The 14,785-nt window shown below is 71.2% G+C and carries 17 protein-coding genes; 9 read left to right on the forward strand and 8 right to left on the reverse strand.

Annotated features, from left to right (window positions below):
- Positions 1 to 12 precede the first annotated feature (12 nt).
- Complete coding sequence (locus tag ABZ833_RS37800) at positions 13 to 1,479, forward strand: cytosine permease (protein WP_361056930.1); 1,467 nt, start codon at positions 13 to 15, stop codon at positions 1,477 to 1,479.
- On the forward strand, positions 1,476 to 2,450 hold the full coding sequence (locus tag ABZ833_RS37805; protein WP_361056933.1) for a PfkB family carbohydrate kinase: 975 nt from the start codon (positions 1,476 to 1,478) through the stop codon (positions 2,448 to 2,450). Before ABZ833_RS37800 ends, ABZ833_RS37805 begins: the two co-directional genes overlap by 4 nt.
- A 139-nt stretch (positions 2,451 to 2,589) precedes the next feature.
- Here ABZ833_RS37805 and ABZ833_RS37810 read toward each other — a convergent pair whose 3' ends face one another.
- From ABZ833_RS37810 to argC, 5 genes are read right to left on the reverse strand one after another with little or no spacing between them, the layout of a single operon-like run.
- Positions 2,590 to 3,144: an arginine repressor gene (locus ABZ833_RS37810; protein WP_249591051.1), complete on the reverse strand. Its 555-nt coding sequence runs from the start codon at positions 3,142 to 3,144 to the stop codon at positions 2,590 to 2,592.
- 7 nt (positions 3,145 to 3,151) lie between these two features.
- The gene (locus tag ABZ833_RS37815) at positions 3,152 to 4,360 is read right to left on the reverse strand and encodes an acetylornithine transaminase (protein WP_361056936.1); all 1,209 of its coding nucleotides are present in this window, start codon (positions 4,358 to 4,360) and stop codon (positions 3,152 to 3,154) included.
- Positions 4,357 to 5,295, reverse strand: coding sequence for an acetylglutamate kinase (gene argB / locus ABZ833_RS37820; RefSeq protein ID WP_361056939.1), 939 nt, complete (start codon positions 5,293 to 5,295; stop codon positions 4,357 to 4,359). The genes ABZ833_RS37815 and argB overlap by 4 nt, the downstream gene beginning before the upstream one ends.
- Positions 5,292 to 6,446 (reverse strand): bifunctional glutamate N-acetyltransferase/amino-acid acetyltransferase ArgJ, encoded by a 1,155-nt coding sequence (argJ, locus tag ABZ833_RS37825; protein WP_361056942.1) that lies wholly within the window; start codon positions 6,444 to 6,446, stop codon positions 5,292 to 5,294. The genes argB and argJ overlap by 4 nt, the downstream gene beginning before the upstream one ends.
- Positions 6,443 to 7,471: an N-acetyl-gamma-glutamyl-phosphate reductase gene (argC, locus tag ABZ833_RS37830; protein WP_361056945.1), complete on the reverse strand. Its 1,029-nt coding sequence runs from the start codon at positions 7,469 to 7,471 to the stop codon at positions 6,443 to 6,445. The genes argJ and argC overlap by 4 nt, the downstream gene beginning before the upstream one ends.
- 148 nt (positions 7,472 to 7,619) lie before the next feature.
- On the opposite strand from argC, the gene ABZ833_RS37835 reads away from it, so the two are divergent.
- The 5 genes from ABZ833_RS37835 to ABZ833_RS37855 all read left to right on the forward strand — a co-directional run bounded on the left by ABZ833_RS37835 (position 7,620) and on the right by ABZ833_RS37855 (position 10,648).
- Positions 7,620 to 7,844, forward strand: coding sequence for a hypothetical protein (locus ABZ833_RS37835; protein WP_361056948.1), 225 nt, complete (start codon positions 7,620 to 7,622; stop codon positions 7,842 to 7,844).
- Positions 7,845 to 7,971: 127 nt separating this feature from the next.
- Complete coding sequence (locus ABZ833_RS37840; RefSeq protein WP_361056951.1) at positions 7,972 to 8,445, forward strand: VOC family protein; 474 nt, start codon at positions 7,972 to 7,974, stop codon at positions 8,443 to 8,445.
- A 120-nt stretch (positions 8,446 to 8,565) separates the two neighbouring features.
- Positions 8,566 to 9,552, forward strand: coding sequence for an aldo/keto reductase (locus ABZ833_RS37845; protein WP_361056954.1), 987 nt, complete (start codon positions 8,566 to 8,568; stop codon positions 9,550 to 9,552).
- A 62-nt stretch (positions 9,553 to 9,614) separates the two neighbouring features.
- Positions 9,615 to 10,208 carry a GrpB family protein gene (locus tag ABZ833_RS37850; RefSeq protein WP_361056956.1) on the forward strand — a complete coding sequence of 198 codons (594 nt, stop codon included), beginning with the start codon at positions 9,615 to 9,617 and terminating at the stop codon, positions 10,206 to 10,208.
- Complete coding sequence (locus ABZ833_RS37855; protein ID WP_361056959.1) at positions 10,205 to 10,648, forward strand: DUF6314 family protein; 444 nt, start codon at positions 10,205 to 10,207, stop codon at positions 10,646 to 10,648. The genes ABZ833_RS37850 and ABZ833_RS37855 overlap by 4 nt, the downstream gene beginning before the upstream one ends.
- Here ABZ833_RS37855 and ABZ833_RS37860 read toward each other — a convergent pair whose 3' ends face one another.
- Positions 10,649 to 11,539: a helix-turn-helix transcriptional regulator gene (locus ABZ833_RS37860; RefSeq protein ID WP_361056962.1), complete on the reverse strand. Its 891-nt coding sequence runs from the start codon at positions 11,537 to 11,539 to the stop codon at positions 10,649 to 10,651.
- Positions 11,540 to 11,762: 223 nt separating this feature from the next.
- Between ABZ833_RS37860 and ABZ833_RS37865 the strand changes: the two genes are divergently transcribed.
- Both ABZ833_RS37865 and ABZ833_RS37870 read left to right on the forward strand, forming a co-directional pair.
- Positions 11,763 to 12,740, forward strand: coding sequence for an aldo/keto reductase (locus ABZ833_RS37865; protein WP_361056965.1), 978 nt, complete (start codon positions 11,763 to 11,765; stop codon positions 12,738 to 12,740).
- 32 nt (positions 12,741 to 12,772) lie between these two features.
- On the forward strand, positions 12,773 to 13,624 hold the full coding sequence (locus ABZ833_RS37870; protein WP_361056968.1) for an aldo/keto reductase: 852 nt from the start codon (positions 12,773 to 12,775) through the stop codon (positions 13,622 to 13,624).
- Positions 13,625 to 13,651: 27 nt separating this feature from the next.
- On the opposite strand, the gene ABZ833_RS37875 is transcribed toward ABZ833_RS37870, so the two are convergent.
- Entirely contained in the window at positions 13,652 to 14,260 is a 609-nt protein-coding gene (locus ABZ833_RS37875; RefSeq protein ID WP_361056971.1) for a histidine phosphatase family protein, read from the reverse strand.
- 81 nt (positions 14,261 to 14,341) lie between these two features.
- Positions 14,342 to 14,782: a GNAT family N-acetyltransferase gene (locus ABZ833_RS37880; protein WP_361056974.1), complete on the reverse strand. Its 441-nt coding sequence runs from the start codon at positions 14,780 to 14,782 to the stop codon at positions 14,342 to 14,344.
- Between the last annotated feature and the right edge of the window lie 3 nt (positions 14,783 to 14,785).

Below are 14,785 nucleotides of genomic sequence, written 5' to 3' on the forward strand. Positions count from 1 at the left end.
GGAGGTCCCGTCATGGCCGCTTCGACGAAGAACGTGTCGGTCGGCACCGTAGAGACCCGAGGGATCGAACCGGTCCCCGACAGTGAGCGTCATGGCCACGCGGGCCAGATGTTCTGGACGTGGTTCGCCGCCAACATCTCGATCCTCGGGCTGCCGCTCGGCGCGACGCTCGTCGCCTTTCGCGGACTGAACATCTGGCAGGCCGCGCTGGTCGCGATCGTCGGCTCGTTCGGATCGTTCGCGCTGGTGGGGGCGTTGAGCCTGGCCGGCAAGAAGGGCGGGGCGCCCGCGCTCACGCTCTCCCGCGCGGTGTTCGGACAGCGCGGCAACGCGGGCCCGACCCTGGTCACCTGGCTGAGCCGGGTCGGCTGGGAGACGATCACGACGACCACGGCGGCCTACGCGCTGCTCGCCCTCCTCGGGGTCGCCTTCGACGTCCGCCAGAACTCCTTCCTGACCGTGCTCTGCCTGCTGGTCTTCATCGCCTGCACGCTGCTGATCAGCGGCCTGGGGCACGCCACCATCATGTGGATCAACAAGTGGGCGACGGTCCTCTTCGGCGTACTGAACCTGATCGTGATGGGCTTCCTGGTCGCGACCGTCGACTGGTCGAAGGTGCTCGAAGCCCCGGCGGGACCGTCGAGCGGTGTCATCGCGGGCATCGGCTTCATCGCCGCGGGCACCGGCATCGGCTGGGCCAACGCCGGTGCGGACTACGCCCGTTACCTCCCTCGTACGATCCCGGGGCGCCGCCTGGTCACCGCGTCGGCCTTCGGCGCGGGCATCCCGCTGGTGCTGCTCATCTCGCTCGGCTCGCTCCTGACGGCGGGCGACCCGTCGCTGGCCACCTCGTCCGACCCGGTCTCCGCGATCAACGCGATGCTGCCGTCGTGGATGGCGATCCCGTACCTGATCGCGGCCTTCGGCGGCCTTCTGATGTCGAACCACCTGTCGACGTACTCCGCCGGCCTCACCATGATCACGCTGGGTCTGCGGGTGCCACGGGCCTGGGCCGTGGTCATCGACATCGTGCTGATGTTCCTCGGCGGCATCTACTTCATGCTCATCGCGGACGACTTCTACGGCCCGTTCTCCACCTTCCTGACCCTGCTCGCCGTGCCGATCTCCGCCTGGATCGGGGTGATCGCGGTCGACATGCTGCGGGGCCGCGACTACGACCCGGACGCCCTGATGGACACCTCGCGGACCAGCCGCTACTGGTACACCGGCGGCTTCCGGCTGCCCGCCGTGCTCGCCTGGGTGGCGGCGATCGTCTCCGGGCTCCTCTTCACGACCGCCGGCACGGGTGCGGACGACGTGTGGTTCTCCGGGCCGCTCGCCGACACCTGGCCGGGCGTCAACGGCCTGGGCTGGGCGGTCTCGATAGGAGTGGGAGCGGCGGTGTACGCCGTGTTCGGCGGGCGCGGCCCGCTCACAACTCCGGCCACTTCCCCCGCACTTGAGGAGTCCGTCCGATGAGCACGCCTTCCCCTTCCCCGCGCCTCGTCCTGGCGGGGAACGTCATCGCCGACCTCGTCATCGAGGTCCCCGCGCTGCCCGAAAGGGGCGGCGACGTGATCGGCTCCCGTACGGAGCTGTACGCGGGCGGCGGCTTCAACGCGCTGACGGCGGCGCGGCGGCTGGGGGCCGACGCGGTGTACGCGGGTCTGCACGGGACCGGGCCGTACGGGGATCTCGTACGGCGCGCCCTCGCCGACGAGGACATCGCGACCCTGCATCCGGTGCGCACGGACGGGGACACGGGATTCTGCGTGGCGCTGGTGGACTCCGGGGGCGAGCGGACGTTCGTGACCAGCTTCGGTGTGGACGCGCGGATGACGGCGGCGGAGACCGCGGCCGTCGCGGGGGCGCTGCGGCCCGGGGACACCGTGCAGCTGTCCGGGTACAGCCTGGTGATGGAGGTCAACGGCCCTCTGCTGTCCGCGTTCGCGGCGGGTCTTCCGGCCGATGTCCGGGTGTGCTTCGATCCGGCGCCGCTGGTCGCGGACATCCCCGCGGAGACTCTTGAGCCCGTCCTCGCGCGGACGGACTGGCTGAGCTGCAACGCGCGTGAGGCCCGCCTGATGACGGGCCTCTCTCTTCCGCAGGAGGCGGCTGCCGCCCTGCGGGGGCGGCTCGCGCCGGGGGCGGGGGTGCTGGTGCGGGCCGACAAGGACGGCTGCTGGCTGGCTGCGCCCGGCTCGGGGGATGTCGTGGTGCATGTGCCCGGGTTCCCCGTGGACGCGGTGGACAGCAATGGCGCCGGGGACGCGCATGTCGGGGCGTTCCTCGCCCTGTTGGGGCGGGGGCTCGATCCGCTCTCCGCTGCGCGCGGCGCGAACGCGGCGGCGGCCTTTGCGGTGACTCGGCGGGGGCCCGCTACTGCTCCGGGCCTTGCGGAGCTTGTGGCGTTTCTTGGGGATGATCCGGTGGGTGGGTTGCTGGGGTAACAGCACTGCTCATTCCCCAACCCCGCCCCTTCCCGAAAACCCGCTCGGCGCGGGGGCCTTGCTTGCCGTCATCACCGGCTCCGCCGAGTTCGTCCTCAAACGCCGGACGGGCTGGAAGTCCAGCCCGTCCGGCGTTTGATCAGTGCTCGTTCGACGCCAGCCGCAGCAAGTGATCCGCCAAAGCCTGACCCCCCGCTGCCTCCCTGCTGATCAGCATCAGGGTGTCGTCCCCCGCGATCGTCCCCAGGATGTCGTGCAGCTCCGCCTGGTCGATCGCCGAGGCGAGGAACTGCGCGGCGCCCGGCGGCGTCCGCAGGACGACGAGGTTGGCCGAGGCCTCCGCCGAGATCAGCAGCTCCGCCGAGAGGCGGCGCATCCGCTCCTCCTTGGCCGACTCCCCCAGCGGCGCCCGCGGAGTGCGGAAGCCGCCCTCGCTCGGCACCGCGTAGATGAGATCGCCCTCGGCATTGCGGATCTTCACCGCGTTCAGCTCGTCCAGGTCCCGGGAGAGCGTCGCCTGCGTGACCGTCAGACCGTCGTCGGCGAGCAGCTTCGCCAGCTGGCTCTGGGAGCGCACCGGCTGCCGGTTGAGGATGTCCACGATCCGGCGGTGGCGTGCGGTGCGGGTCTGCGGCACCGCGGGCCCGGCGTGATCCGGGTGTTCCGCGTGCTCGTTGCCTTGCGCCTGGCTCATCGTCGTCTCATTCTCCGGATCGTCCGTCCCCGTTGGCCGCGGTGGCCTGGTCAAGCACGCCGGGCAGGGCCCGGAGGAACGCGTCCACCTCGTCGTCGCGCACGTTCAGCGGCGGCATGAGCCGTACGACATCGGGGGCGGGCGCGTTCACCAGGAAGCCGGCGTCCTGAGCCGCCTGCTGCGCCTGGGGCGCGAGCGGCTCGGTGAGCACGATACCCAGCAGCAGGCCCGCACCCCGGACATGGCCCACGAGCGGGTGTCCGAGTGACTCGATTCCGTCACGCAGCTTCTCGCTCGCCCGCTTCACGTTCTCCAGGAGTCCGTCGGCCTCGATCGTGTCGAGTACCGCGAGTCCCGCGGCGCATGCCACGGGGTTCCCGCCGAACGTCGTTCCGTGGTGACCGGGCTTCAGGAACTCCGCCGCGGCGCCGAACGCGACCGTCGCGCCGAGCGGCAGACCGCCACCGAGCCCCTTCGCGAGCGTGACGACGTCGGGCTCGACGCCCTCGTGCGCGAGGTACTCGAACCAGTGGCCGGTGCGGCCGATTCCGGTCTGCACCTCGTCGAGGACGAGGAGGGTCCCGGTGGCCGCGGTGATCTCCCGGGCCGCCTTCAAGTAGCCCGCGGGCGGCACGACCACGCCGTTCTCGCCCTGGATGGGCTCGATGACGACGAGGGCGGTCTCGTCGGTGACCGCGGCGCGCAGGGCGTCCACATCGCCGTACGGCACGTGCGTGACGTCGCCGGGCAGGGGCAGGAACGGCTCCTGCTTCCCGGGCTGGCCGGTGAGCGCGAGCGCCCCCATGGTGCGGCCGTGGAAGCCGCCGTCCGTGGCGACCATGTGCGAACGCCCGGTCAGCCGGCCGATCTTGAAGGCGCCTTCGTTGGCCTCGGCGCCGGAGTTGCAGAAGTACACCCGGCCCGCGCGACCGAAGAGCTGGAGCAGCCGCTCGGCCAGTGCGACCGGCGGCTCGGCGATGAAGAGGTTCGACACGTGGCCGAGGGACGCGATCTGGGTGCTGACCGCCTCGACGACCGCCGGGTGGGCATGGCCGAGCGCGTTGACCGCGATGCCGCCGACGAAGTCGACGTACTCCTTGCCGTCGGCGTCCCACAGCTTGCTGCCCGCGCCGCGGACGAGGGGCAGCCTGGGGGTGCCGTAGTTGTCCATCAGCGCGTCCTGCCAGCGCTGGGTCAGCTCCTCGTTGCCGGTCATGCCGCTTCCCCCTCTGTCGCGTTGTCGGGTACGCCGGGGGCGTCCGGGACGACCATCGTGCCGATGCCCTCGTCCGTGAAGATCTCGAGCAGGATCGAGTGCTGGACCCGTCCGTCGATCACGCGGGCCGTCTCGACGCCGTTGCGCACAGCGTGCAGGCAGCCCTCCATCTTCGGGACCATGCCGCTGGCCAGCTCGGGAAGGAGCTTCTCCAGCTCCTTCGCGGTCAGGCGGCTGATCACCTCGTCGCTGTTGGGCCAGTCCTCGTAGAGGCCCTCGACGTCCGTGAGGACCATCAGGGTCTCTGCGTCCAGCGCAGCCGCAAGTGCCGCAGCCGCCGTATCAGCATTGACGTTGTAGACATGGTGGTCGTCCTGGGAGCGTGCGATCGAGGAGACGACCGGGATGCGGCCGTCCGCGAGCAGGGCCTCGATGGCGCCGGTGTCGATCTCGGTGATCTCGCCGACCCGGCCGATGTCGACCAACTCGCCCTCGATGCGGGGCTGGTGCTTGGTGGCGGTGATGGTGTGCGCGTCCTCGCCGGTGAGGCCGACGGCGAGCGGGCCGTGCTGGTTGAGCAGGCCGACGAGCTCGCGCTGGACCTGTCCTGCGAGGACCATGCGTACGACGTCCATGGCGTCCTCGGTCGTGACCCGCAGGCCCGCCTTGAACTCGCTGACGATGCCGTGCCGGTCCAGGGCCGCGCTGATCTGTGGTCCGCCGCCGTGCACGACGACGGGCTTGAGGCCCGCGTGGTGCAGGAAGACGACGTCCTGCGCGAAGGCGGCCTTCAGCTCCTCGTCGACCATGGCGTTGCCGCCGAACTTGATGACGACGGTCTTGCCGCGGTGCCGGGTCAGCCAGGGCAGCGCCTCGATGAGGATCTGCGCCTTGGGGAGCGCGGTGTGCTTCCGCGCGGTCGGGTTGCCGCTCATGACGCGTACGCGCTGTTCTCGTGGACGTAGTCGGCGGTGAGGTCGTTGGCCCAGATCACGACCGGCTCGGTGGTGCCCGCCGCCAGATCCGCGGTGATCTTGATTTCCCGGTACCGCATGTCGACGAGGTCGCGGTCCTCGCCCACGCTGCCGTTCTTGCAGACCCAGACGCCGTTGATGGCGACGTTCAGCTGGTCGGGCTCGAAGGCGGCCTTCGTGGTGCCGATGGCGGAGAGCACCCGGCCCCAGTTGGGGTCCTCGCCGTGCAGGGCGCACTTGAGGAGGTTGTTGCGGGCGATGGAGCGGCCCACCTCGACGGCGTCGTCCTCGGATGCGGCGTTGACCACCTCGATCCGGATGTCCTTGCTCGCGCCCTCGGCGTCGCCGATGAGCTGACGTGCGAGGTCGTCGCAGACGGTGCGGACGGCCTCGGCGAACTCGGCGTACTCGGGGGTGACCTGAGCGGCGCCGGAGGCCAGCAGGAGCACCGTGTCGTTCGTCGACATGCAGCCGTCGGAGTCGACCCGGTCGAAGGTGACCTTCGTGGCGTCGCGCAGCGCCCTGTCCAGGACGCCCGCTTCGAGGTCGGCGTCCGTGGTCAGGACGACGAGCATCGTGGCGAGTCCGGGGGCGAGCATGCCCGCGCCCTTCGCCATGCCGCCGACCGTCCAGCCGTCCCGGGTGACCACGGCCGTCTTGTGCACGCTGTCGGTGGTCTTGATGGCGATGGCGGCCTTCTCGCCGCCGTGCGCGGAGAGTTCACCGGCCGCGCTCTCGACTCCCGGCAGGAGCTTGTCCATCGGGAGCGTGACACCGATGAGCCCGGTCGACGCGACGGCGACCTCGCCCGCGTTCAGGTCGAGCGTCTGCGCGACCTTCTCGGCGGTCGCGTGCGTGTCCTGGAAGCCCTGCGGACCCGTACAGGCGTTGGCGCCACCGGAGTTGAGGACGATGGCCGAGACGAGCCCGCCCTTGACGACCTGCTCCGACCAGAGGACGGGGGCGGCCTTGACGCGGTTGGAGGTGAAGACGCCCGCGGCGGCCAGGCGGGGCCCGGTGTTGACCACGAGGGCCAGGTCCGGGTTGCCGTTCTCCTTGATCCCGGCGGCGATGCCCGCCGCCGTGAATCCCTTAGCTGCCGTCACACTCACGGCGCGACTCCGATCGTAGTGAGCCCGGTGGCCTCGTCGAGGCCGAGGGCGATGTTCATGCTCTGCAGGGCGCCGCCCGCGGTGCCCTTGGTCAGGTTGTCGATGGCGCTGATCACGATGACGCGGCCCGCCGCCTCGTCGTACGCGACCTGGATCTGCACGGCGTTCGAGCCGTACACGGCGGCGGTCGCGGGCCACTGCCCCTCGGGGAGCAGGTGCACGAACGGTTCGTCCGCGTAGGCCTTCTCGTACGCGGCCCGCAGCGACTCGGCACTGACGCCGTCCGTCGCCTTCGCGCTGCACGTGGCGAGGATGCCGCGCGGCATCGGGGCCAGGGTGGGCGTGAAGGAGACGGTGACGGGGGTGCCCGCGGCCGCGGAGAGGTTCTGGATCATCTCCGGGGTGTGCCGGTGCACGCCGCCCACGCCGTACGGCGACATGGAGCCCATGACCTCGGAGCCGAGCAGGTGCGGCTTGGCCGCCTTGCCCGCGCCCGAGGTCCCGGAAGCGGCGACGATCACCGCTTCGGCCTCGGCGAGCCCGGCGGCGTACGCGGGGAAGAGGGCGAGCGAGACGGCGGTCGGATAGCAACCGGGCACCGCGATGCGCCTGGACCCCTCGAGGGCCGCGCGGGCGCCCGGCAGTTCGGGCAGGCCGTAGGGCCAGGTCCCGGCGTGCTCGCTGCCGTAGAACTTCTCCCAGTCGGCCGCGTCCTTGAGCCGGAAGTCGGCGCCCATGTCGACGACCAGGACGTCCGGGCCGAGCTGCTCGGCGACGGCGGCGGACTGCCCGTGGGGCAGGGCGAGGAAGACGACATCGTGACCGGCGAGGACCTCGGCGGTGGTCGGCTCCAGGACGCGGTCGGCGAGCGGCATCAGGTGCGGCTGCAGCACACCCAGGCGCTGGCCCGCGTTCGAGTTGCCGGTCAGGGCGCCGATCTCCACCTCGGGGTGGACGAGCAGCAGACGCAGCAATTCACCGCCCGCGTACCCGCTCGCTCCTGCCACTGCTGCACGTACCGCCATGGAACCCTCCTCTTGGAGAGCATGACTATACGCATAGCCGCAGTTTTATGCAACGAATGGATCGCCCGTTCGGCGCTTCCAGCAGGTCCGCGCCCGCCTGTCGGTGCACTACTGGAAAGCGACCGGCACGGCGAGCGAGGGAGCAGCGATGGGAAAGAAGCGACCGGACCGCGATGGAGCGGACGTCTCCACGGGTGACAGCCAGGTACCGGGCGAGGGTGCCGGCTGGATCGGGAACACGAACGCGCCGCCGGAGAGGAGGCAGCCCGCCGACAAGAAGGCGACCGGCTCCGACGCCGTCGAGGAAGCCGGGCCGGACGACGGCGGCAAGTCGGCCGATGACAGCCCGCCCGACGGCCGACCGGCGCGATGAGCAGCGGCAGGTGACCCGGCGATGAGTTTCGGCGGGGGCGAGGGTCTCTACAGACAGACGAGGGCCGCTACGGGCGCAGAGCCCTGAGCACGGCCCACCCGAGCTCCGCCGACGGCAGGAGAGAGTCATGCCCCGCATCACGCCCACCCTCTGGTTCGACACCCAGGGCGAGGACGCCGCCACGTTCTATGTCTCCGTCTTCCCGAACTCGAAGATCACGGACTTGGCCCACTACGGAGAAGCCGGGCCGCGCCCTGCCGGGACCGTGATGACCGTCGAGTTCGAGCTCGACGGCCAGCCGTACCTGGCGCTCAACGGCGGACCCGAGTTCACCTTCAACGAAGCGGTCTCCCTCACGATCGACTGCGCCGACCAGGAGGAGGTCGACCACTACTGGACGAAGCTCTCCGAAGGCGGCCAGGAGGGCCCCTGCGGCTGGCTCAAGGACAAGTTCGGGCTCTCCTGGCAGGTCGCCCCCGCCGACCTGGGCAAGCTCATCTCCGACCCCGACCAGGCGCGGGCCCAGCGCGCCATGGCGGCCATGCTCGGCATGAAGAAGATCGACGTGGCGGCGCTGTACGCGGCGGCGGACCAGAAGTAGGCACGGCGGCATCGCGAGGCCAAGTCCCGCCGAAATGGTTTGACTTGGAGTCGACTCCAGCTCCTAGGCTCGGAGCCGTCCGCTCGAACAGGGCACACGGCTCCACCTGGAGGTACCGCCATGACCAGCATTCCCACGCGCCGTCTCGGAGCACTGACCGTCTCGGCCCAGGGACTCGGCTGCATGGGGATGAGTCACGCGTACGGCGCCTCGGACGACGCGCAGTCGATCGCGACGATCCACCGTGCCCTCGACCTCGGCGTCAGCCTGCTCGACACCTCCGACTTCTACGGCGGGGGCCACAACGAAGAGCTGATCGGCCGCGCGCTCGCCGGCCGGCGCGAACAGGCCGTCGTCGCCACGAAGTTCGGCTTCGCCAACCGGCTCGGCGAGCCCACGAAGATCAGGGGCGACGCGGCGTACGTACGACAGGCGTGCGACGCGTCGCTGCGGCGCCTCGGGACCGACCACATCGACCTCTACTACCTGCACCGCGTCGACCAGGACGTGCCGATCGAGGAGACCGTCGGCGCGATGGCCGAGCTCGTCGAGGCCGGGAAGGTGCGCCACCTCGGGCTCTCCGAGGCGAGCGCGCGGACGATCCGGCGGGCGCACGCGGTGCATCCGATCGCCGCGCTGCAGAGCGAGTGGTCGCTGTGGACGCGTGACCTGGAGTCGGAGATCGCGCCGGTCTGCCGGGAGCTCGGCATCGGTCTCGTGCCGTTCTCGCCGCTCGGCCGCGGCTTCCTGACCGGGCGCTACACCTCGGTCGCCGGTCTCCAGGAGGGCGACATGCGGCGCGAGCAGCCGCGGTTCGCCGACGGGAACCTGGAGCGGAACCTGCCCATCGTGACCGCCCTCGACGCGCTCGCCGAAGAGAAGGGCGTCACCGCGGGGCAGCTCGCGCTGGCCTGGGTGCAGCACCGCGGCGACGACGTGGTGCCGATCCCGGGCACGCGCCGGGAGAAGTACCTCACGGAGAACCTGGGCGCGCTCGCCGTCGAGCTCTCCGCCGAGGAGCTCGCGGCGATCGACGCGGTGGCGCCGGCGGGTGCGGTCGCGGGCACCCGGTACGACGAGGGAAGCCTCGCCTTCGTCGACAAGTAGACAGCGGCGGCAGGCATCGCCGGGGCCGGATGCCGGGCCCGGTCCCGCGTAATCTGCGGGGCATGCCCTTTCCGGATGAAGCAGCGGAAGCCCTGGTCGTGGTGGAGTACCGGCCGTCGTGGCCGACGGACTTCGCGCGTCTGGCCTCGGTCCTGAGGGACGCGCTCGGGGACCTCGCGGTCGCCGTCGACCATGTCGGTTCGACGTCCGTTCCGGGGCTGGCCGCGAAGGACTGCGTGGACGTGCAGGTGCGGGTGGACACGCTCGACGAGCCGCGGCTTGTCCCGGCGCTCACCGCGATCGGCTTCCGGCTGAGGCCCGAGCCGTGGAACCACTCCGAGGTCTCGGCGGGCCACCACTGCCCCAAGCTGGTCCTCGCCCCGCGGCCCGGCGCCCGCCGCTGCAACGTCCATCTGCGGGAGGACGGCCGCCCCAACGCCCGCTACGCCCTCCTGTTCCGCGACTACCTGCGCGCGAACGGCACGGCACGCGAGGCGTGGGGAGCCTTCAAGCAGCGGCTCGCGCTGAGCGTGCCGGCGCGGCTCGCCGACTACGGCCAGATCAAGGCCCCGGCGACCGACGTCCTGATGGAGGGCGCCGAGCGGTGGGCGGCCGAGACCGGCTGGGAAGCCGCCACCGGGTGGGAGGCGCGATGAACGGGGCGTTTCACGGCGTACCGGATGTCCTCGCCTACCTGGCCGGGACGTGGCAGGTGGAGCGGACGGCACGGGATGTCGCCGGCCACGCGGAGGGCCACTTCACGGGCACGACGGTGTTCACGTGGGACGGCGACGGCCTCCTGCACCACGAGTCCGGCACCTTCACCTGGCGCGGCACCGCCCGCCCCGCCGAACGCACCCTCCGCTTCCTGCCCGGTGACGACCCGGCCACCGCGCACGTCACCTTCGCCGACGGCCGCCCCTTCCACGACCTGGACCTGCGCACCGGCCGGCACACCGCCGACCATCCGTGCGCGCTCGACCTCTACCGGGGCGAGTTCGAGGTGTACGACGAGCGGCGCTGGCGGATGCGGTGGCGGGTCGCCGGTCCCGCCAAGGACCTGATCCTCACGACCGCGTACACACGACAGGCGTGATCAGCGCCGGCGCTCGGCGTTCGACGGCTCGCTCTTGTGCGGTGCGGTCATGTCGAGCAGGAGCATGGCGTCGTGGTCGGGGGTGCCCGGCTCCGCGGTGTAGACGCTGAGGCGCCGGCCCGGAGTGCCGTCGAGGTGCATGCTCTGGCTGCTCAGGGTGAGGGTGCCGACCTGGGGGTGCTGGAAGGTCTTCTGGAGCTTCTTGCGTCCGATGACCTCGTAGCGCTCCCACAGCTTGGCGAAGTCCGGGCTCTTGAGGAGGAGTTCGCCGACGAGGTGGGTGAGGTCGGGTGCGTCGGGGTTGGTGCCGGCCTCGGCGCGCAGACGGGCGACACAGCCACGGACCAGGCTCTCCCAGTCGGGGAACAGGTCGTGCGCGGTGGGGTGGAGGAAGAGGTAGCGGGCGAGGTTGCGCTGCGTGGCGGGCCAGTCGGCGAGGCCCGCGTACAGGGCGAGGCCCGCGGGGTTCCAGGCGAGCAGGTCCATGGAGCGGCTGACGATGTAGGCCGGGTTCGGCCGCATCGTCTCCAGGACCAGCTTCAGGTGCGGGCGGACCGTCCGGCTGGGCGGCGGAGGCGGCTCGGGGGCGTATCTGGCGGCCCGTGCGGCGAGCTCGCGCAGGTGGTGGTGTTCGTCGTCGTCGAGCTGCAGGGCGCGCGCGAGGGCGTCGACGACGCCGGGGCTCGGCCGGGTCTCCTTGCCGCGCTCCAGGCGGGTGTAGTAGTCGATGCTGACCCCGGCGAGGGTGGCCAGCTCCTCGCGGCGCAGGCCGGGGGTGCGGCGTACGCCGGGCCCCGGGGTGAGGCCTGCGCTCTGGGGGCTGGTCTGCGTGCGGCGGGCGCGCAGGAAGCGCGCCAGTTCGTCGCCGCCGGTGTACTGCTCGGGTGCCATGGCATCAAGTCTCCCTCCGGCGCCACCGGGGCGGCACCTGCGAGGGGGGCCGTGTCGCACCCCCGCTGCTCTCCCCCTGGACCGATCCGACCTGCCTCTTTGTCGCACGCGGCGGCAGAGTGAATGACGTTGCCCGTTGATCCGCCGTGCGGCATCCGGGCGGCGCTCCGGTTGCGGCGGTTCGGACGGATCCGGCACATGGACAGAGACGGAAGGAAGCGCGATGAAGTACATCAACCTGCGTGACCTGGAGGTTTCCAGGATCGGGCTCGGTGCGATGGGGATGTCGCACGGCTACACCGACTCCGGGACCGACGAGGCGGAATCCGTCCGCACTCTGCACCGCGCCCTGGAGCTCGGCGTCACGCTGATCGACACCGCCGAGATCTACGGCCCCTACGCCAACGAGGAACTCCTCGGCCGCGCCCTGAAGGGCCGCCGCGACCAGGTCGTACTGGCGTCGAAGTTCGGCCTGGTCTCCCACGCCGGGGCGGGCCCCTGGAACCTGGACAGCGGCCCGGACAACATCCGCACCGCCGTCGAGGGCTCGCTGAAGCGGCTCGGCACCGACCACATCGACCTGTACTACCAGCACCGCGTCGACCCGAACACGCCGATCGAGGAGACCGCCGGGGCGGTGGCCGAGCTGATCGCGCAGGGCAAGGTCCGCGCGTTCGGCCTGTCCGAGGCCGGTCCCGACACCATCCGCCGGGCACACGCGGTCCAGCCGGTCACGGCCGTGCAGTCGGAGTACTCGCTGTGGACCCGTGGCCTCGAGGAGCGGGTGCTGCCGCTGCTGCGCGAGCTGAACATCGGCCTGGTGCCGTTCTCACCGCTCGGGCACGGCTTCCTCACCGGCACGATCCGCTCCACCGAGGACTTCAAGGAAGGCGACTTCCGGCACGGCAACCCGCGCTTCACCGGCGAGAACTTCCGGCGCAATCTGCGGATCGCCGACGAGGTCCAGGCCGTCGCCGCCGAGGCCGGTGCCACCCCGGCCCAGGTCGCCCTTGCCTGGCTCCTCGCGCAGGGCGACGACATCGCGCCCATCCCCGGCACCAAGCGCGTCCACCGGGTCGAGGAGAACACCGCGGCCGACGGCATCGAGCTGACCACCGAGCAGCTCGACCAGCTCAGCGGCCTGCCCTCGGCCGCCGGAGAGACCCACACCGAAGCGGGCCGGCAGATGCTCGAACGCTGACCCCGCCACCCCAGCACGACCAGGAGACCCCCATGCAGTACGTGACCTTGAACAACGGCGTCGAGATGCCCGTCCTCGGCTTCGGCGTCTACCAGATCCCGCCCGAGCAGACCGAGCGGGCCGTCAGCGAGGCCATCGCCGCCGGATACCGGCTCCTCGACACGGCAGCCGCCTACGGCAACGAGGAGGCCGTGGGCCGCGCCGTCAAGAACAGCGGCGTCCCGCGCGAGGACCTGTTCGTCACCACCAAGCTGTGGGTCCAGGACGCACCCGCACAGGAGAACACCAGGCGTGCCCTGGAGACGTCGCTGACCAGGCTCGGCCTCGACCACGTCGACCTGTACCTGATGCACCAGCCCTTCGGCGACGTCTACGGCCAGTGGCGCGCCATGGAGGACCTGAACCGCGAGGGCCTCGCCAAGGCGATCGGCGTCGCCAACTTCTACCCCGACCGGCTCCTCGACCTCACGGTCAACAACGAGATCACGCCCCAGGTCAACCAGATCGAGACCCACCCGTTCTTCCAGCGCACCGCCGATCAGGACCTCATGCGCGAGCACGGCGTCCAGATCCAGTCCTGGGGCGGCTTCGCCGAAGGCAGGAACGAGCTCTTCACGCAGCCGCTCCTGGCCGGGATCGGTGAGCAGTACGGCAAGTCCGTGGCGCAGGTCGTGCTCCGCTGGCTGACCCAGCGGGGTGTCGTCGCGATCCCCAAGTCGGTGCGTGCCGAGCGCATGGCGGAGAACTTCGACATCTTCGACTTCGAGCTCACCGACGACCAGATGGCGGCCATCGCCACCCTGGACACCGGTGCGTCCCTGTTCTTCGACCACCGCGACCCGGAGATCGTCGCCTGGCTCGCCAAGCGCCGCATCGACGCGTGACCCGGCAGGCACCGGCGCTGCCTTCGTTCACGGACCGCCGGATCCGATCACCCCGGCCCCTTCGCCCTCGGCGGCGATCCGCAGGTTCCAGCGGCCGCCGTGGCCGGTGAGAGTGACCGTCGACAGAGGGCGGACGTCGATGTTCCAGTACGTCGACGGGGGCGCCTTCAGGGCGTAGACGAGGGCCGCGCGGACGACGGAGGGCTCGGCCACGGCGAGGATCCGTGAGCCGTCGCCGACGGGGCGCGTGTCCAGCCAGCCGCCGATGCGCGAGATGAAGGCGAGGAGCGACTCGCCTCCGTGCGGCGCCGAGCGCGGATCCCGCAGCCAGGCGTCGACGGCGGCGGGTTCGCTCGCCGTCACATCGCCGAGGGTCAGACCGCGCCAGCGCCCCATGTCGCAGTCCCGCAGGGCGGGTTGGGCCAGGGGCGCGAAGCCGAGGGCGTCGCCGGTGGCGCGGCTGCGCGGCGTGGGTGAGCAGTAGCGCAGCTCGGCCACGCCGAGCGGCAGCAGCGCGGGCGCGGCGAGCTGCACCTCGTGCCAGCCCGACTGGTCGAGCGGCCGGTCGTCGTCGAAGCGCTCGGCGAGCAGCGAGCCGCTTCGCGCGGCGGCGATGAGCGAGACGCGAACCTGCATGCGGTGATCGTGGAGTGCGCGGCTGCCCAGGTCAAGGCTTCACCGAGAGTCCGCACACGGTCCTTGCGGCAGGGGAATCGCTCACTGCTTGCCGAGCGCCATCCACTTCGCCGGGTCTTCGAGTGCGCTGAATCCGACCTTCTCGTACACCCCGTGCGCATCGGCCGTAGCCAGCAGAATCCGGCGCAGACCGCACGGCTCCAGGTGGTCCCGGACGGCCGCCACCAGAGCGCTCCCGAAGCCCTTTCCGCGCACGGAGCGGTCCACGTACACGTCGCAGAGCCAGGCGAAGGTCGCCCGGTCCGTCACCACGCGTGCGTACGCGACCTGCTCGCCGGACGCGGAGTCGTAGACCCCGAAGTTGAGCGATCCGGCGATCGCCCGGTCCTGCTTCTCGCGGGGCCGCCCCATCGCCCAGTACGCGTCGGTGGAGAGCCACTGGTGGATACGGGCGGCGTCGAGGCGGGCTGCGTCGGTGGAGATCTCGTACTCGGCGGGCAGGGTGTGAAGTGCGTCGGTCATGGC

The sequence above is a fragment of the Streptomyces sp. NPDC047525 genome (assembly GCF_040643025.1).
GTDB lineage: Bacteria > Actinomycetota > Actinomycetes > Streptomycetales > Streptomycetaceae > Streptomyces > Streptomyces durmitorensis.